The organism is Peribacillus sp. S4 (assembly GCF_046715815.1).
Lineage (GTDB): Bacteria > Bacillota > Bacilli > Bacillales > DSM-1321 > Peribacillus > Peribacillus frigoritolerans.
On sequence record NZ_CP175708.1, the window covers coordinates 912,836 to 930,939 of the forward strand.

15 protein-coding genes, 1 tRNA gene and 1 riboswitch are annotated in these 18,104 nt (G+C 39.2%); of the genes, 13 read left to right on the top strand and 3 right to left on the bottom strand.

Features of this window, described 5'->3' with window-relative positions; genetic code table 11:
* The first annotated feature begins 96 nt into the window (after nucleotides 1-96).
* Nucleotides 97-4,200, top strand: a complete 4,104-nt coding sequence (locus tag ACJ9PY_RS04410; RefSeq protein ID WP_411739549.1) for an amino acid adenylation domain-containing protein — start codon at nucleotides 97-99, stop codon at nucleotides 4,198-4,200.
* Between the two features lie 24 nt (nucleotides 4,201-4,224).
* Complete coding sequence (locus ACJ9PY_RS04415; protein WP_034315204.1) at nucleotides 4,225-5,475, top strand: MFS transporter; 1,251 nt, start codon at nucleotides 4,225-4,227, stop codon at nucleotides 5,473-5,475.
* Between the two features lie 305 nt (nucleotides 5,476-5,780).
* Here ACJ9PY_RS04415 and ACJ9PY_RS04420 read toward each other — a convergent pair whose 3' ends face one another.
* Complete coding sequence (locus ACJ9PY_RS04420) at nucleotides 5,781-6,527, bottom strand: 4'-phosphopantetheinyl transferase family protein (RefSeq protein ID WP_411739550.1); 747 nt, start codon at nucleotides 6,525-6,527, stop codon at nucleotides 5,781-5,783.
* Nucleotides 6,528-6,609: 82 nt separating this feature from the next.
* Entirely contained in the window at nucleotides 6,610-7,932 is a 1,323-nt protein-coding gene (locus ACJ9PY_RS04425) for an alpha/beta hydrolase family protein (RefSeq protein ID WP_411739551.1), read from the bottom strand.
* Between the two features lie 333 nt (nucleotides 7,933-8,265).
* Nucleotides 8,266-8,431: riboswitch (M-box (ykoK) riboswitch) on the top strand.
* A gap of 266 nt (nucleotides 8,432-8,697) precedes the next feature.
* Here ACJ9PY_RS04425 and mgtE point away from each other — a divergent pair.
* The 8 genes from mgtE to ACJ9PY_RS04465 all read left to right on the top strand — a co-directional run bounded on the left by mgtE (nucleotide 8,698) and on the right by ACJ9PY_RS04465 (nucleotide 14,042).
* Complete coding sequence (gene mgtE / locus ACJ9PY_RS04430) at nucleotides 8,698-10,029, top strand: magnesium transporter (RefSeq protein WP_411739552.1); 1,332 nt, start codon at nucleotides 8,698-8,700, stop codon at nucleotides 10,027-10,029.
* A gap of 312 nt (nucleotides 10,030-10,341) precedes the next feature.
* On the top strand, nucleotides 10,342-11,370 hold the full coding sequence (locus tag ACJ9PY_RS04435) for an NADP-dependent oxidoreductase (RefSeq protein ID WP_048684398.1): 1,029 nt from the start codon (nucleotides 10,342-10,344) through the stop codon (nucleotides 11,368-11,370).
* Between the two features lie 437 nt (nucleotides 11,371-11,807).
* Nucleotides 11,808-12,221 carry a YbjN domain-containing protein gene (locus ACJ9PY_RS04440; protein WP_053533892.1) on the top strand — a complete coding sequence of 138 codons (414 nt, stop codon included), beginning with the start codon at nucleotides 11,808-11,810 and terminating at the stop codon, nucleotides 12,219-12,221.
* 190 nt (nucleotides 12,222-12,411) lie between these two features.
* Nucleotides 12,412-12,485, top strand: a tRNA-Gly gene (locus ACJ9PY_RS04445).
* Nucleotides 12,486-12,759: 274 nt separating this feature from the next.
* Nucleotides 12,760-12,969, top strand: a complete 210-nt coding sequence (locus ACJ9PY_RS04450; RefSeq protein WP_411739553.1) for a hypothetical protein — start codon at nucleotides 12,760-12,762, stop codon at nucleotides 12,967-12,969.
* A 228-nt stretch (nucleotides 12,970-13,197) separates the two neighbouring features.
* Nucleotides 13,198-13,359, top strand: coding sequence for a hypothetical protein (locus ACJ9PY_RS04455; protein ID WP_411739554.1), 162 nt, complete (start codon nucleotides 13,198-13,200; stop codon nucleotides 13,357-13,359).
* A gap of 53 nt (nucleotides 13,360-13,412) precedes the next feature.
* On the top strand, nucleotides 13,413-13,613 hold the full coding sequence (locus ACJ9PY_RS04460; protein WP_411739555.1) for a hypothetical protein: 201 nt from the start codon (nucleotides 13,413-13,415) through the stop codon (nucleotides 13,611-13,613).
* A 228-nt stretch (nucleotides 13,614-13,841) separates the two neighbouring features.
* Nucleotides 13,842-14,042, top strand: coding sequence for a hypothetical protein (locus ACJ9PY_RS04465; RefSeq protein ID WP_411739555.1), 201 nt, complete (start codon nucleotides 13,842-13,844; stop codon nucleotides 14,040-14,042).
* A 257-nt stretch (nucleotides 14,043-14,299) separates the two neighbouring features.
* Here ACJ9PY_RS04465 and ACJ9PY_RS04470 read toward each other — a convergent pair whose 3' ends face one another.
* Entirely contained in the window at nucleotides 14,300-14,968 is a 669-nt protein-coding gene (locus ACJ9PY_RS04470; protein WP_063577256.1) for a phenylalanine--tRNA ligase beta subunit-related protein, read from the bottom strand.
* Between the two features lie 105 nt (nucleotides 14,969-15,073).
* Between ACJ9PY_RS04470 and queG the strand changes: the two genes are divergently transcribed.
* The 3 genes from queG (at nucleotide 15,074) to trmL (ending at nucleotide 18,050) form a co-directional block, all read left to right on the top strand.
* Nucleotides 15,074-16,213 (top strand): tRNA epoxyqueuosine(34) reductase QueG, encoded by a 1,140-nt coding sequence (gene queG / locus ACJ9PY_RS04475; RefSeq protein ID WP_034315181.1) that lies wholly within the window; start codon nucleotides 15,074-15,076, stop codon nucleotides 16,211-16,213.
* Nucleotides 16,214-16,636: 423 nt separating this feature from the next.
* Complete coding sequence (locus ACJ9PY_RS04480; protein ID WP_057275620.1) at nucleotides 16,637-17,494, top strand: amidase domain-containing protein; 858 nt, start codon at nucleotides 16,637-16,639, stop codon at nucleotides 17,492-17,494.
* Nucleotides 17,495-17,561: 67 nt separating this feature from the next.
* Nucleotides 17,562-18,050 (top strand): tRNA (uridine(34)/cytosine(34)/5-carboxymethylaminomethyluridine(34)-2'-O)-methyltransferase TrmL, encoded by a 489-nt coding sequence (trmL, locus tag ACJ9PY_RS04485; RefSeq protein ID WP_034315177.1) that lies wholly within the window; start codon nucleotides 17,562-17,564, stop codon nucleotides 18,048-18,050.
* Nucleotides 18,051-18,104 lie beyond the last annotated feature (54 nt).

Below are 18,104 nucleotides of genomic sequence, written 5' to 3' on the forward strand. Positions count from 1 at the left end.
CAGATTTGATTCCTCTAAAAGTTTTGAATTTTATAATACATACTAAGTTGCCCAAAGGAGGACAGCGTTATTGATTTGCCAATACGCTAAATTATTATGAATAATAGGTTTCTTCAAAATGCTTTTGAACTTATGGTAACTATATATCCCAATAACATTGCAATAAAAGATAAAGATATGGTTATAACATATAAGGAATTGGATACTTGGGCAAATGCTCTCGCCCATTTGCTTGCAAAAAAGGGTATTAACGAAGGAGACCGGGTCGCCATTGCAGCAGAAAGATCCATTTCATTAATAGCTGCCATGCTTGCAACGCTAAAAGCGGGTGCTGCTTACGTACCACTTGACCCTTCTTATCCATTAGACAGATTAAGGTATTGTATTGAAAAAGCAGAAGTCAATGTATTAATGACTGACGGTTCCGTTAAGGATTTAGCCTTTAATCGGAATTCAATAGATTTAAGAGAGCATTCTAAAATTAGGGCGGAAGATCCTCCAATGGTTCTGATTAATAATGAAACACCTGCCTATATCATTTTCACATCGGGCTCTACAGGACGACCAAAAGGGGTAGTTATTCCGCATCGTGCCATTGTCAATCATATGCAATGGATGCAAAAAGAATTTTCTTGGACTGAAGATGATATATTTTTACAAAAAACTGCATCGGGATTCGATGCTTCTGTTTGGGAGATATTTGCACCACTATCGTCTGGTGGTACTATGGTTATCGGTTCATCCAACCCATTTGATATTGCAACTGATATCAAAAGGCATAAAGTAACAGTTGTACAGTTTGTACCAACTGTACTTAAATTACTGTCAGAACAGGAGTCATTATCCAATTTCACATCCTTGCGCCTATTGTTTTGCGGTGGTGAGTCATTGCAAACATCATTAGTAAATAAAATCCAAACGAATTTACCAATACCGATTATAAATCTATATGGTCCTACTGAAGCAGCTATTGATACTACTTATAGAGTTTGTTTGCCAGGTGAAAATCACCTTTTTAGAGAAATCGATTTGGGACAGCCAATCGATAATGCTTCAGTACATGTTGTGGATGAAGAGTTGAATTTATTAGGTACTGGATGCGAAGGGGAACTACTGATTTCCGGTGAGGGTCTAGCCTTGGGTTATTTTGGTCTTCCCGATGCTACAAAAGAAAAGTTTGTTATATGTCCTTCTACAGGTCAATTGTCTTACCTCTCTGGAGATCTTGTTCATATTAGAGAAGATGGTCATTACGAATTTCGAGGTCGTAAAGATTTACAAATAAAGTTAAGAGGACTTCGTATTGAACTTGGTGAAATTGAAGAAACCATACGAGAAGTATCCTTCGTTAAAGACATAGTAGTAGAGGTTCGTGAAGAAGTCGAAGAACAATGGCTTGTAGCTTATATACGTTGTGATACTGAGTCTTGGGATGAGATTGGGTTGAGAAGCTATATTGAAAAACGTTTGCCTTCCTATATGATTCCTAATTTTTTTGTCCAGATGGATCGTTTCCCTTATTTAGAGAATGGGAAAATGAATCGACGGCAATTATCTTTAGTACCTTTTAGAAGTAATAATGATTTTGGCGGAATTCATGATAAATGGGAGCAAGTCATTGCGAATATTTGGGAAGATGTCTTAGGAGAAAAAGTTCATTCTGCTACAACTGCATTTGCCTCAGCAGGAGGGCATTCTTTACTGGCAATTCGACTCGCAAACCTTCTTTCCGCGGAGTTTCAACTTTCGTTAACACATGGATTTGTCTTCTTGTATCCAACAATTCGAAAACAAGCAGATTATCTGAAAAAGAATATTTCAAAGAATGGCAAGAATACTGTAGAACCTAAGAAATTGGAAAAGATAAACCAAAAATTTGATGCTAATCTTGAAGCCCCATTATCGTTGGGACAACAGGGAATACTATTCTTTGAACAAGAAAAAGGAGCATCTCAATATCATATAGCGTTTCTGTTAAACTTTGAAAAAGGTAAAACTACAAAAATAAAAAAAGCAATTTCCTATTTACGAAGAAGACATCCGATTTTATCATCACGAATTATATTAACTAACAATGGTGAATATATACAGAAATATGACAGTACGCTGAATTCCGAAATAAGTGAACGTTCAGTTGAGGAAACGGGCTTAAGAGAAGAAATTCAAACTGAAGCAGAAAGGAAGTTTGAATTAAATAAGGGAGGATTTCGTGCCTCATTATTTAGTACTGACAAGGCGGAATATTTATTATTAACTTTCCATCATCTAATAGTTGATGGTTGGTCCTCTCAGTTATTTGTAGATGAGTTGCATGAACTTATTGGAACCGATCTAGTGGAAAATACGGAAATGAATGCTGCATTCTTCCAATTTGCACATCATCAAAACTCAATGGATTTTAGTGAGGGTCTTAAATTTTGGAAGGAGTATCTAGAACAGATTCCAAATCAATCAAGATTCTCAACAAGTATGATGAAGGGGAGTACCCAAACAATAAATGGTAATCATATAAAGTTTTCGCTGCCAAAAGAACTAGAGCAAAAGATACTTTCTTTTTGTCAGAATACATCAATTACAGAATTCTCCATTCATCTAGCAATGGCAGCTTATGTCCTTGCCAGAATGAGTGGTCAACGGGATATTTGCATGGGGGTACCAGTAGCAAATAGAACCTACGAACAGGATTTTGAAGCGATTGGGAATTATGTTAATGTTGTTCCGTTTAGAATAAACTTTACTGAGGATGCTACATTAAAAAGTATTTCCGAAAAAATTGCACAGGATTATGCCGAGATAATAAAGTACGAGCATATTCCCATTGAAAAAATTATTCCTGCTGTTCTGAAGAGTAGAAGTAGTGACTATCGGCCCCTATTTCAAGTTATGTTTGTATATAATAGATTTTTGAAAAAACAACCCTATACTCAATTTAAGATGGAATCGGTTTTAAGTGATACTTCCAAATGCGATCTTAGTTTCATCATAGAACATGATGGAGAGAATTCAACATTCACAATAGAATACTGTAACGATTTGTTTACGGATCATGTAATCTCGGAAGTGAAGCAAGAATGGATCTCTCAAATGCAAAGAATAGCTGATGAAACCACTAAATTTGAAATCCAGGAAAATAGTATTGAAGCTACAACATTGAAAAATGACAAAAACTATCATGCGGATAAAGAAACATTAATGAAAGTTCAGAACATATGGAAGGATATCTTCAGAAACTCAGACGACAATATAAATAGTAACTTTTTTGAAATAGGTGGACATTCGTTATTGGCCATGAAATTTATTGCTCTACTAAATAAGCAATTCGAGCTAACTTTGCCAGTATCTATTGTATTTGATTATCCCACTATACAAGGAATAGCTCATGTTATAACAAACTCCATTAAACCTAATGGCGTAGTACACGTCTCACCAGCTGAGAACCGTCAAAAAATATGGTTTATTCACCCAGCTGGCGGAGCACTTTGGTGTTATAAAGAAATGGCTGCGGAATTAAATGAAATGTTTGACGTCTGGGGAATTGAAAGTGCGGAGATTCCTGAAAGTGATAAATATGAAGATGATTTATTAAATATGGCTAAACGATATGCTTCTTATATTCTATCTGTTCAACATGAAGGGCCATATTATATTACGGGTTATTCGTTCGGTGGTAATGTGGCTTATGAAATAGCTCGTTCCTTTGAGGCTGAAGGAAGAGACGTTGGTTTATTAACATTATTAGACTGTCATTTCAGTAAAGCTCGTGATTTCGACAAAATGGAGTTTGTTAAATCATATGCATTAAAGTTTACAAATGGAGCTAATGATAAGTTTAATCCGGATGAGTTAACCCATATGGACAAAGGGGGACTATTGGAATTCCTTTTAAAATTAGGAAAAGATGGCGGTCATCTCCATATGGACGCGGAAGTTGAGGATGTTAAGAGCGGCTTGGGAATTTGGGAAGCAAATAATGTCGCTATTCATCGTTACAATATATCAGGAGCTTTTTATGGAAAAGTTCTGTTTATACGAGCTGAAGAAAATGAGCAGGATACCACTGTGGGTTGGGAAAATTACTTGGCTGGGGAACTAACAGTGCGTTCAGTTCCAGCTCAACATTTTACGATCTATAAATCTCCAAATGCTGAAAATGTTGCTAAGATTATTATGGAACAAGTGGCATCTATAAGGTATGTATAAATCTAAGGAAAAAGGGTTTTTAGTATGAAAAAAAATCATATGCGTTGGAGATTTTTTGCTGAGGGTATTCAAAACACTTTATTTTATATGCTATTTCCATTTATTGTTTTATATTTAAACGATGCCTGGAACCCTTACCTAGCATCTTTTGCTTTAGCCATAATTTCAGTATTGGGTGTAATATCAGGTATTTGGGGTGGGATCTTTGCAGATAGGATAGGAAGAAAACCTATGATGATATCTTCAAGTATAGGTTTTCTGGTTGCGACTATATTATTTATCATTGGAAGAATAGCTGGAAGCAATATAATGGTGTTTGGCAGCTTCGGTTTAATGAGTATAGCTTATTCTTCATATATACCCGCAGGAAGAGCTTATATATCTGATTGGCTCGATGAAAAGGAACAAAAAAAAGCTTATGTATTCACCTACCAGATATTTAATGTTGCGGTGACGCTTGGTCCACTTATAGGAAGTTTTATATTTGATTCCATGCCTATTTGGTTTATTGGAACATCCTTGGTATCTGTACTGACTTTAGTATATATATCACTATGGAAAACTCCGGAATTTCAGGTTAATAGAAAATTAGGTAATGAAGAAAGAATGAATGCAAATGGTAAGTTTACAAAAGCAGTAGTGCTTATAGGAAAAGATAAACGCCTTTTAATTTTTGTTGTTGCCAGTGTATTTGCAGCTCAAGCTTTCATGCAGTTAGAAATATTGCTTCCGTCAACTTTACTAGATCGTTTATCTGAAAGTACATCAATATTCGGTTTTACAATTAATGCTTCTCAAAACTATGCTTCTTTGTTAATGACGAATGGGATTTTGGTCATTATTTTAGGCAGCATGGCGGCTAGACTTTCTTCAAAGTATAGCACCCGTTTTGGGTTTGTTGGTTCCAGTATTTTGTATGCTTTCTCCATGGTTATCTTTGGTTTTTCTCAAAACTATATAGGTTTTTTTATAGGAGTCTTAATCCTTACAGTAGCTGAATTACTTGTTGTTAGTACACAGGATTCTTACATTGCTGGCATTGCGCCTGCTAACCAAAAAGCACAGTACTTTGCTGCGGCAAATATACGCTATTCAATAAGTCGAATATTTGCTCCACAGTTACTAGCATTTGTACCATTGATTCGGCATGAGGGAGCTTTTCTGGTCGCTGCTTTTTCTTCCTTAATAAGCGCTTTCCTATTTTTCATGCTCTTTCAAAAAAGTATATTAGCTTATAATTCAAAAGTTGGACAGAGTATATCGGAGAAAATATAAAAAAAGGCAGAAATATTCTGCCTTCGGAATGTAGACAAACTCGATGGAATTTGAGTTTGTCTACATTTTTTTCGGTAGCACATTTTGAACTTTGATTTCCACTCCAGGCACTCGCTTTTCCCGCAGGCGTCTAGCACCTTACGTTCCACTCAACATTGTTTTGCCATCTAGATAAAATGCCTAAAGTCTTCATTTTTTTAAAAAGAATGAATAAAGCTTGAGGTGATGAAGATGCTTTATTAATATGATTCCATTCAGCGAGGCGTAAAAAAATTGAAGAAGTTGAAAACAAATAGGGCTTACCGTTAAAGTGTTTTCAACTCATTCATTAAACTATTCAATTCTATAATATCGATATTATCAGGGAATTCAAAGTGATTTTCATTTCCGTTATTAATACAAACACTTATGGGATACCCAGGTCCAAGATGATACAACTTAAAACGATAGTCATACGTATTTCCAATTTTTAAACCTAGTGATTTTATTTTTGAAAATTCCTCAGTTGGTATTTCTAAACTATAACGATTCCTTCTATTCAAGATTGAAAAAGTATTTGGGGGAACCAAAAAACCTGAACCTATACATTTTAACCAGCTTTCCTTCAGCGTCCACATTTTAAAGAAAATTTCGATTTGATTAGCTTTGGGTGATTTAATTAAATACATTAGTTCTTCACTGCTAAAAGTACTTTTGGCAATTTCATAGATGTTGAAATCTTTGACCTCTTCTATATCAACGCCTATGGAATCATTATGAATGCCAACAACAACCCAATCACCCGAATGGGAAATATTAAAGTGAATTCTTCCTCCTGCTAGATGGGGTTTCCCATTTTCACCTAAGACAAATTGGATATTTTGAAATGGATCTTTTAAACTGTCACTTATGCACCACTTAGCTAATAGCTCCCCAAATAAAGAACGGTATTTATCCTTTATCTTTTGTAATTTGTGTATGCTCAATTGTCTTTGTCGAGAACACAAATTGAGCATTTCTTCATAAGTATTTTCATTCAAATCAATTGGTAATTTTAAAGCGATAATTTTCAATTTTGATCTCCTTATTTACCTTAATATTGTGGGCACGAGAATCATTTGAGTGATCTTTGCAAACCCGGGGGAGACACAATTCTCAATTTCTGGTGATGTCATTTTTATTTAAAAATTCAATGATTCCACTCACCAATCCAGAGGATAATGGCAGTTCAGGATTTGTATAGGTTGCTAAATTTCCTGCTCGATCTGCAGGGGCTTCTTTCAATACATGATTCATCTTTTCGATTATAAGTAATTCTGAATCGCCTTTTTCCTCATGTAAAGCTTTTGCATTAGTTGCCGGCACTTGAATGTCTCTATTGCCGTTTACGATTAGAACAGGGATATTCAGTTCCTTTACTGATTCTAGCGGGTTATATTGAATCCAAGAAATCATGTAAGGCTGAACAGAGGGGCGGAATACACTTTGCAGATCAGCACTGACAGTCTCGACTTGTTTTCCTTGTTTTAGCTTTGCCAGAATATCTTTGGATTCCGTTAATAACGCCGGTGCAAGCTGCTCTTCAAGCTGTTTGATGAGAACTTGGTCAATAGGTTCACCTGCACCCGCCAATGAAATGAATATGTCTGTTTCTGTTTTCTTTGCGGCTGCCATTCCAATTAACGAGCCTTCGCTATGGCCGATGATGCCGACTTTGGAAAAACGGCCATCCTTTTTGGCAAATTGGATCCAGGCAGCTGCATCATCAATATACTGTTCAAATCTCAGGTCCTCTTCTTTTCCTGCCAATTGCAAATTTTCACCAATTCCGCGCTTATCATACCGGATGCTTGCAATCCCTTTTTCAGCAAGACTTTCGGCTAACATTTTCAAACTATTATTTTTTCCGGGATTTGCAATGGTGTTACCATCTTTATCGGTCGGCCCGGAACCCGCAATTATAATCATCACAGGAAAAGGCCCTTCATGTTTTGGTGTTTCTAAAAGGCCTTTAATGGTTCCGTTCTTTAAGTCGGCCTGCACGATTTCACCTGATTCTTTTTCTTCAACTGCCTGATCGGATTTCTTGAGCAATTCAAAGGGGAAGGCTTGCCCTTTTTGAACGAATGTTCCTGAAATCTTATCCTGATTTACTTTCCCATCAAACGTAATTTGCTGGTTTTGGATTTTCATATCAAAAAACAAGTCTGATTCACTTAACCTTACACTTGTTAAGGGGAATTCATTCAACCCTTGTACAGGAATACTTATCGTTCCATCTTTCTTCGTAAAATGAACAATGATTGGAAGCGGTTGATTTGGGATCTTAATATCTCCTTCCCATCTGCCTTCAATAGCGTTCAATGAGCTCACTTCCTTCGATTTCTCTTCCACCTGTACCTCGTCCTTGGTTCTGCAACCAGCCATTAATAAAGCAGCACTTACGATAATACATATAATCGAAAAAATTTTTTTCATTTGAGCCAGTTCCTTTCTTAAAATAATTAGACTCAGTCATTGGATATCCGTCTTCATTATAAGTAAGTTTCAATATGTAATTCCAATATTTTCCTTTGTAGTTGCGTGTATTTCTCCGTTGTATCCTTTTAAATAGGGTGGCAATTGTGGCTGTTAAGAGGAATTCTTAAAAAATATCGAAGGGACATTCAATCAGGCATAATAACCGGGAGAGCAAAAGTCGGTGTTTTTTTTAGGTAACTTTTTTGGGGATGGATATCAGGTCAAAGTTAGAATTATTTGAATTAACCATTGACATCTAAATGAAACTCTTTTAGAGTGGATGTGTAAATTAAATATCCTCGTTAGGTGAGGCTCCTGTGTAGGAGATACGCTACTGCCCAAAAATGTCGAAAGACGCCAATGGGTCAACAGAAACCATCGACATAAGGTGGTTTTTAATGTAGCTGGCTTTGTCCTATGCCACACAGTGCTAAAGCTCTACGAATGGAGGAACTGGATTTATGCTTGTATTTGTCATTCAGTCATATACGGCTGTTTGTATTTGTCATCCAGACAATGTACGCATATATACCGTATTTAACACCTTCATTTGTAATGGAGGTGTTTTTATTTTTTCCTGGAGGTGAGGGATTTGGATAACTATTCACGACGACATACTCGTGAATGGAAACAAGATTTTGGAAGGGGAATAATAATATTTTTTTTACTTTTAATATTTAAGGGAAATATTTTTTGGCTCCCCTAAAAAGGAGTGAAGATCAAATGACTTTACAGATCATAAAGGTATTAAAAGAAGGAAAAAAGAAAGAATTTCAAGCGATATTGGATGAACTCCAACCATATGACATTGCGCGTATTTTTGAGGGGCTCCCAGAAAAACATCATACACGCTTCTTGTTGTTACTCGATTCAGAACAAATCGCTGAACTGATTCAAGAAGTTGAGAAAGTCCATCAATTAAAAATCCTTAGTAAATTGGGAATAGAAAAATCCGGCCATGTAATGGATTTAATGGATAATGATGATCTAGCTTCATTGTTAGAGGACCTATCCCCTGGAAAAATCGAAGAACTTCTTTCTGGCATGAAAAAAGAAGAATCAAAAATCGTTCAAAATATCATGAATTATCCCCCTGAAACGGCAGGGAGAATCATGACAAACCGTTTTGTATGGATCCCCCAACATTATTCGGTGCGTGAAGCAGTTGAAAAACTGAAAATCTTTGCGGAGTTTTCGGAAACGATCAACTATCTTTATGTAATAGATAATGATAAAAAATTAGTAGGTGTTGTCTCTTATCGGGATTTAATAATAAATAATGAATCTGAAAAAATTCAAGATATTATGTACAGCCGGGTTATCTCCGTTTCTGCAGATGAAGACCAAGAAGAGGTGGCTCGTGTTATCGAGCGGTATGATTTTTTAGCAATTCCAGTAGTTGAAAAAAATAATGAGTTATTAGGAATTGTAACCGTCGATGATATTATTGATGTTGTCATTAAGGAAGCGAATGAAGATATTGAAAAATTATCGGCATCCGGTAAAGCTATAGACTTTGACACGAAGGCGCATGTGGCCGCATATCGTCGGCTGCCCTGGCTTATTTTACTTTTATTCATCGGATTAGTGTCCGGAACCATTATAAGCGGTTTTGAAGAAACCTTGTCCAAAGTTGTTGCACTTGCCTTCTTTATGCCGATGATCGCAGGGATGACTGGAAATACAGGCACTCAATCTTTAGCTGTTGTTGTAAGAGGCCTAATCACTAGCGATACGGATAAAGGAGCCGTGACCAGGCTCATTATACGGGAACTGAAAGTTGGCTTGATAATAGGCATCACCTGCGGAATATTAATTTCCATCATAGCTTATGTTTGGCAGGGAAATCCCGTTTTGGGATTAGTGGTTGGAAGTTCATTGGTGATGACCCTGATTATCGGGACTTTAGCTGGGACCATTATTCCTTTGATATTATATAAATTCAACATCGATCCCGCAGTTGCGTCTGGTCCGCTAATTACAACACTGAATGATATACTCTCGTTACTAATTTACTTTGGAATTGCAACGATGTTCATTTCAAAATTGATGTAGACTATCCATGAAATAGTTCATAAGAAGAAGGGGCAGTAGCCCTGTAACGGAAAATAAAAAAAGAGTATTTCAAGCTGCGGCCTTTTCCCGGTATCCAATCGGGGAAAGGCCGTTAAATTTTTCTGGTGAGCGAAACGTTTATTAAAATGAAAAACATGGGACATAATAGGCTGTAGCAAGTTTGAGGTTTTCAGGAAAGGATACATAAATAGTGTTATGGAAGCAATAGCCAATCATATTCTTTGACCTATGAACTTCATCAGTGATACGCTTCTTTTCGAAATTACGTATTCAAACCAAGGAGGAACAATGATGACACAAACCAAACAACAAATAATCACCCTGGCAAATCGCCCGAAAGGTATGCCTTCGAAAGGGGATTTTAACTTTGTTGAGAGTGAAGTTCCCACACCGAAGGATAATGAGATTTTAGTGCGTACACTATATTTATCTGTCGATCCATACATGCGTGGCAGAATGCAAGATACCAAATCATATATAGCTCCATTTGAATTGAATAAGGTCATCACGGGGGGCGTTGTTGCTGAAGTTGTTGAGTCGAAATCAAATTCCTTCAAACAAGGGGACGTCGTTGTTGGGAATATCGACTGGGCAGAATACACAGTTGTCACTGAAAAGGAAATCCGTGTGATTGATCCCAAGGTGGCTCCGGTCACAACTCATTTGGGGATTCTTGGAATGACCGGTTTAACTGCTTATTTTGGTTTGCTTGATATTGGTAAACCTCAAGAAGGTGAAACGGTAGTCGTTTCAGGAGCAGCTGGAGCAGTTGGTTCAGTAGTCGGACAAATTGCTAAGATTAAAGGTGCGAAGGTTGTTGGCATCGCTGGTTCGGATGAAAAACTTGAGTACTTAACAAAAGAGCTCGGGTTTGATGGAGCCGTAAATTATAAAAGTGATAGTTTTGCGACAGATTTAGCCAATGCTGTTCCTGATGGAGTCGATGTTTATTTCGATAATGTGGGCGGCGAGGTGTCCGATGCTGTTTTTACACTTTTGAATGCGAATGCCCGAATTCCATTATGCGGGGCGATTTCCTCATATAACGCGGAAGGAAAAGATCTAGGACCGCGTCTGCAATCGGCAATGATCAAAACCAGTGCACTAATGAAAGGTTTCACAGTTGGAAATTATGCTGCTAGATTCCAGGAGGGTGCTACGGAATTAGGTAAGTGGCTTCAAGAAGGAAAGCTGAAGTATGAAGAAACGATTATTGAAGGGTTCGAAAACACACCGGATGCATTTTTAGGTCTGTTTAAAGGAACGAACCTCGGAAAACAGCTTGTAAAAGTTGCGGAACCCGAATTCGCTCAACTATAAGTTTTATGGAAATATAGCTGAGGAAGGTTCTTCGTTGTGATTTTTAAGGAGCAATAACAAAATCGGCCTTTTTTCGATATTCAATCGGGAAAAGGCCGATTTCCTTTCTAGTAAAATATATTAGTGGTATCTCTTAAACCATTTGAAGGATAAGCCATGACGATAGCGGCAGATAAAGGTCGACCACTTACGAATAAAGAGTTCCTGAAATGGAAGGATACTCAAAAATCCGCCAGGTAATTTTGGACCTGCAAGTAGCGCTTCAGTTTTGCGGAGAAGCAACTGGATAACCAATCCAGGAAGGGAGTTCATATATGACTCCCTTCCTTTTAAGGTCGCCCCTGTTAAAAGGAGGAAATTGGCAGGATAATAGAAAAGTCTGTAAAAATGCTTGTTTTCATTATAAAATGGACTTATAAACAGAAAGGTGATGAACCATGTCAAACGTTGCTAAATTTCGTGATTTTTTAACTAGTGAGAAAATCTATATGAATGAGTTGAATGAAGATGGCACCACCTTTTTTAGAGCCGAGCAAAAGTTAAAGGACGGGTGGAAGGTCCTTTTAGTATTTGCTTTCAATCAAGATGAAAATGTGGCGGACTTATTTTGCTTTAATGTCGCCGAGTTGAAGAACCCTGAAAAGAAACAGGATGTACATACACTGTTGAATGAATTTAATGCTAATTTCAGGTATTCCAAACTGTATGAAGAAAATGGGACCATTTCGATTCGTTATTCATACTCCATTGAGGGGGATATCGTACCGGATCTGGCGTTCAGGAAGTTAATCATGCTGCTTGAAACGGCACAGCAGGTTTATCCGCGTTTAATGGAAGTCATTTGGTCTTAAATCATCATATAGGATGAAAAAAGTTCTCTGAATCAGAGGACTTTTTAACATACTTACTAGAGTGAATGAATATATTAACGTTACAATACGCTAATTATTAATTTTTTTTAAAAACCTATTGCATTTTTTCACATTAAACTATATAATTAATTTTGTTGATTGGTAATTCGACAAACTTCTACAAGAATATGCGGGTGTAGTTTAGTGGTAAAACCTCAGCCTTCCAAGCTGATGATGAGGGTTCGATTCCCTTCACCCGCTCCAATACATACTCATAACGTAGGGTTTCGTTACCTGGAGAACGAAGCTTTGCGTTTTAATATTATTACAAGAATTCTACTGTTTACAGTGGGATTTTTTTATTGTCCAAATTCCCTGCATTTATCGAAGCGGTAATACAGTAGTCATACCCGAAAAATTTTTGATTCATCCTTCATCCGGGAGTGCGGGGATTTCGATGCAGCACAAACTTAGTCAATATGATTAACTACGTTAGTAGAATCAGTTTGAATAAGTTTGTGCTTTTTTGTTAAAGGGGATGAGAAAGGCGTACCAGGCTTATGTAGCATCGATGATTATCAATCGAAAGGCAGAAAGTAACCATTGCAAATCGGCTGCCGGGACCCCGGAGACGTTTGCTTTGATGAGGCTTGGCAGACAGTCGGTGGAAAGGGAGCGGATTTCTGGAATCGACTGGAATGAAATATTAAGAAAAAACCGTAGGCTGGACATCCCGAACCAAGTTTAAGACGATGTGATCCTTGAGTTTTTTTACATTAATCCTTAAAAGATGGAAGAAATATGCGACACTCCTGCCGAGTAACTGGCTAGCCGAGATCCCGGAGACGTTTACGTCGAGGAGGCTTGGCAGACAGTCGGCGGAAAGGGAGCGGATTTCTGGAATCGACTGGAATGTAATTTAAGAAAAAACCGTAGGCTGGATTCATCCCGAACCAAGTTTAAGACGAGGTGATCCTTGAGTTTTTTTACATTAATCCTTAAAGGATGGAAGAAATATGCGACACTCCTGCCGAGTAACTGCCTAGTCGAGACCCCGGAGACGTTTACGTCGAGGAGGCTTGGCAGACAGTCGGCGGAAAGGGAGCGGATTTCTGGAATCGACTGGAATGTAATTTAAGAAAAAACCGTAGGCTGGATTCATCCCGAACCAAGTTTAAGACGAGGTGATCCTTGAGTTTTTTTACATTAATCCTTAAAGGATGGAAGAAATATGTGACACTCCTGCCGAGTAACTGGCTAGCCGAGACCCAGGAGACGTTTACGTCGAGGAGGCTTGGCAGACAGTCGGCGGAAAGGGAGCTGATTTCTGGAATCGACTGGAATGAAATATTAAGAAAAAACCGTAGGCTGGACATCCCGAACCAAGTTTAAGACGAGGTGATCCTTGAGGTTTTTTACATTAATCCTTAAAGGATGGAAGAAATATGCGACACTCCTGCCGAGTAACTGGCTAGTCGAGACCCCGGAGACGTTTACGTCGAGGAGGCTTGGCAGACAGTCGGCGGAAAGGGAGCAGATTTCTGGAATCGACTGGAATGTAATTTAAGAAAAAACCGTAGGCTGGATTCATCCCGAACCAAGTTTAAGACGAGGTGATCCTTGAGTTTTTTTACATTAATCCTTAAAGGATGGAAGAAATATGTGACACTCCTGCCGAGTAACTGGCTAGCCGAGACCCAGGAGACGTTTACGTCGAGGAGGCTTGGCAGACAGTCGGCGGAAAGGGAGCTGATTTCTGGAATCGACTGGAATGAAATATTAAGAAAAAACCGTAGGCTGGACATCCCGAACCAAGTTTAAGACGAGGTGATCCTTGAGGTTTTTTACATTAATCCTTAAAGGATGGAAGAAATATGCGACACTCCTGCCGAGTAACTGGCTAGTCGAGACCCCGGAGACGTTTACGTCGAGGAGGCTTGGCAGACAGTCGGCGGAAAGGGAGCAGATTTCTGGAATCGACTGAAAAGAAATTTTTAAGAACCTTTTTCACTGGTTTTATTAAGTGGAACAATAATGAAAAAACCCCTTCCGATTGTGGAAAGGGTTTATTTCCGTAATTATCCTTCCATAATCGAGTAAGTCCCTTCACCACCGTGGATTTCAAGGAACATATCCATCAAGGATTTCGTTAGCTGATTTGCTTCCGTGGTTGAAGTATTGGGTTGTAAATAAATGATTTGGATGGCTTTTTTCGTTTCCTCAGTGACTTTCGTGCGTTCTGAATCAACGTAGGGACTTCCGAATGCGCCAGCATGATCGGCTGAGGTAATCATATTTTCCATGGAATTGAAGCGGCCGTTCAAACCGTCATACCCATCTGCCCCCTCGCCAATCTTGATCGAGATGTCTCCCATTAATTTTTCAGCATCATAAATGCCGATCGGAACTTCATATAACAATGAGAAGAAGTTATTCAAATCGATGGCCGAATGGATGGGCGTCAAGTAATTCTGTTTTTTCACGCGGCGGTATAGGGCTTCCACGGAGGGACGATACCGTGATGGGTTTGTTCCTGTAGCCTTGAAAATTTCCCGCCACACTTTAATGCCGGAAAAGTCGGTCAATTCCTTTTCTTCAAGGTCGAAGAAAAGAGCTTCCTGAAATAGTTGAAGTCTTCCTTTCACCATTTGCGGGGAGGGACCGACTTCGATGTTTTCATATGTAATGACCCCGACTTTAAATTCAGGGATTTTACTGCTAAGATTAGCTGATACGGTAATTTCCAACCGTTTCACCTCCAAAAATGATTGCAATTAGTTTATCATAGATAGCAATGGTTTGAAATGGATTCAAGCTTCAATGGGAATACTGAATGAACGTAGGTGATTAATATGGATATGAACTCATTCAAGCAAGAAGTGATTTTATATAGTAAGGAAATCGGCATCGATAAAATCGGCTTTACTTCGGCTACGGCTTTCACCGAACTGAAAGGTCGGCTGATACGTCAACAGGAACTGGATTACCAGTCAGGGTTTGAAGAAGCCGATATAGAAAAAAGGGTAAGGCCTGAATTGATATTCGATAAACCGCAATCCATCATTTCGATTGCGCTTGCTTATCCTTCGAAATTGAAGGATGCTCCGCAAAGTACAAAAAGTGAACGCCGCGGGATCTTTTGCCGGGCGTCTTGGGGAACGGATTATCATACCGTTCTTCGTAATAAATTGCAGTTACTTGAGAATTTCATTAAAGATAAAGTGCCCGGGGCAATGATGAAGTCCATGGTTGATACGGGTGAGTTATCAGATAGGGCAGTGGCTGAGCGTGCAGGTATTGGCTGGAGTGCAAAAAACAGTATGATCATCACACCGGAGTTCGGGTCTTATGTATACTTGGGAGATATGATCACCAACCTGCCATTTGAACCGGATCAACCGATGGAAGATCAATGCGGGACATGCAATAAATGTGTCGATGTTTGCCCGACTGGAGCGCTCGTTCAGGGCGGGCAGCTAAATTCCAAGCGTTGCATTGCGTTCTTGACACAGACAAAAGGTTTCCTTCCGGATGAGTTCAGGACGAAAATAGGCAATCGTTTGTATGGATGTGATACATGCCAGACCGTTTGTCCGAAAAACAAAGGAATGGATTTTCATTTTCATGAAGAAATGGAACCCGATCCCGAGCTGGCGAAACCGCTGTTAAAACCCCTGCTTACAATTTCAAATCGGGACTTCAAAGAGACATACGGCCATGTATCTGGCTCTTGGCGCGGTAAAAAACCAATCCAACGAAATGCCATTTTAGCATTGGCCCATTTCAAAGATGAAACGGCATTGCCTCTATTGATACAGGTCATGAAGAATGATCCGCGACCTGTCATCAGGGGGACGGCGGCCTGGGCAGTTGGGAAAATTGGCCGGGAGCAGGCTGTTTCCGCATTGGAAGAAGCACGAATGAAGGAAAAGGATGAAGAGGTATTGGCGGAAATTGAGAAAGGACTGCAGTTTACCTTGGAAACAAAATAATATTTAAAATGCAGCCGCCTCGTAAATATAACGGGGCGGCTTTTTTGCTTAGGCTCTTTTCGTAAAGATTGGTTGTTTTTAAAACGAAACTATTTAAGGTTGATTGGAGCGGAAGTGCGAGACTCCTGCGGGAGCAGCGGGACAGGTGAGACCCCACAGGCGTTTACGCCGAGGAGGCTCACCGCCCGCCCCGCGGAAAGCGAGCATCTGGAGGGGAAATCAACCACACCGCACTACTTGGTAAATAGCAACAAAGTATGTGAAAACAGCCTTTGCTTAAGATATTCCGGTTCCTTCAAGGAAAATCTTTATAAAAAGTTTCATTATGGTTAAGGATTGAAACTCCCACATTTATGAAGTTGTGTTTTTGTCCATGCCTCGTACATACACATTAGCATAGATGGTAAGAAGGAGGGCATGAACTTGAGGGAACAATTGCAACGCCTTTTACAAGAAAGAGTGGAGTTTTATACTACAGATGATCTGGAACGGGGTGAAAGGAAGTTACATTTGAAGAAGAAAATGTTGAGGAACCGCGCCGCCGAAATTGTTCGGGTGAATGCGGCAGGCAAGGTACATTCGAAGAGAAAGGAAGACAGGGATACAGTCCTTACTTATCATGTCCATCTGCAATATTTATTGAAACAGGAGGATTCATTTTATATAGAAGAAGAAATGGAAGAAAGGGAGGCACGGTTTCGAAATGGGTATATAGTGGATGAAAATGAGTTGATTCCCAGCTTTGAAACCGAAGAGGCACCGCCAAAATGTGATCCAGGCGCAGATCGTCTCGCATATAGGTATGATCGAATGAAGGCCGTTCAATATGCCGAGCGTTGGTGGAATGAATTCAATCCGGCTTATTATAAATTCACCGATGATTGTACGAATTACATTTCACAATGTTTACATGCAGGGGGAATACCGATGTGGGGGGCGCCAAATAAAAATAAGGGCTGGTGGATAAGGGGGAAAAGCTGGAGTTATACATGGACGACAGCTCATTCTTTATATCATCTGCTTAAAGCCGGGAATGCCATCAGGACAAAGCAGGTGGAGTCGGCCAAGGAATTGAATTTGGGCGATATCCTCTGCATAGATTTCGAAGGGGACGGACGGTTCGACCATAACTTGATTGTAACGGCGAAGGATCAGGACGGGATGCCGCTTGTGAATGCACATACGATGAACAGCCGTCACCGATATTGGACGTATGAGGATTCAACAAGATATACACCGAACATCGTTTATAAATTCTTTGTGATTTTGGATGGAGGGTGATAGGTTTTTAGTCTTTTTTGTTTAATGCTATAATTAAGATGAAGTTCAAACTAGAGGTGAAAATGAAGTGTCAATACATGTAGTTTTATATCAACCACAGATTCCAGCAAATACAGGAAATATCGCAAGAACATGTGCAGGGACGGATACGTCTTTACATCTCATTCGCCCGCTCGGTTTCTCGACGGATGACAAACAGCTCAAACGGGCCGGGCTCGATTACTGGGAAAATGTAAAGATCCATTATTATGATTCGTTAGAAGAGTTTTTTGAAAGAAACGCCGGCGGCGAATTTTATTACTTGACGAAATTTGGGGAGCAGCCGCATTCCAGCTTCGATTACAGTGATCAAGAAAGTGAGATATTCTTCATTTTTGGCCGTGAAACGACGGGTCTCCCGAAAGATCTGATCCAAGAAAATATGGATCGGTGCCTGCGGATTCCAATGACGGATAAAGTACGTTCCCTTAATCTGTCGAATACGGCAGCCATCTTGGTTTATGAAGCACTTAGACAGCAAAATTACCGTGAATTGGATTTGAAAACAAAAGGTTAAGTTTCATCAATACTGTCATCGGGGGCATTTTAGCCCCGATGATGGATACTTTAC

Excerpts from the sequence above, each read along its gene's own strand:
- queG (WP_034315181.1), top strand. The coding sequence starts at position 15,074 with ATGGATATGAACTCATTCAAGCAAGAAGTGATTTTATATAGTAAGGAA.
- ACJ9PY_RS04415 (WP_034315204.1), top strand. The coding sequence starts at position 4,225 with ATGAAAAAAAATCATATGCGTTGGAGATTTTTTGCTGAGGGTATTCAA.
- mgtE (WP_411739552.1), top strand. The coding sequence starts at position 8,698 with ATGACTTTACAGATCATAAAGGTATTAAAAGAAGGAAAAAAGAAAGAA.
- ACJ9PY_RS04410 (WP_411739549.1), top strand. The coding sequence starts at position 97 with ATGAATAATAGGTTTCTTCAAAATGCTTTTGAACTTATGGTAACTATA.
- ACJ9PY_RS04440 (WP_053533892.1), top strand. The coding sequence starts at position 11,808 with ATGTCAAACGTTGCTAAATTTCGTGATTTTTTAACTAGTGAGAAAATC.
- ACJ9PY_RS04435 (WP_048684398.1), top strand. The coding sequence starts at position 10,342 with ATGACACAAACCAAACAACAAATAATCACCCTGGCAAATCGCCCGAAA.
- ACJ9PY_RS04450 (WP_411739553.1), top strand. The coding sequence starts at position 12,760 with ATGAGAAAGGCGTACCAGGCTTATGTAGCATCGATGATTATCAATCGA.
- ACJ9PY_RS04425 (WP_411739551.1), bottom strand. The coding sequence starts at position 7,932 with ATGAAAAAAATTTTTTCGATTATATGTATTATCGTAAGTGCTGCTTTA.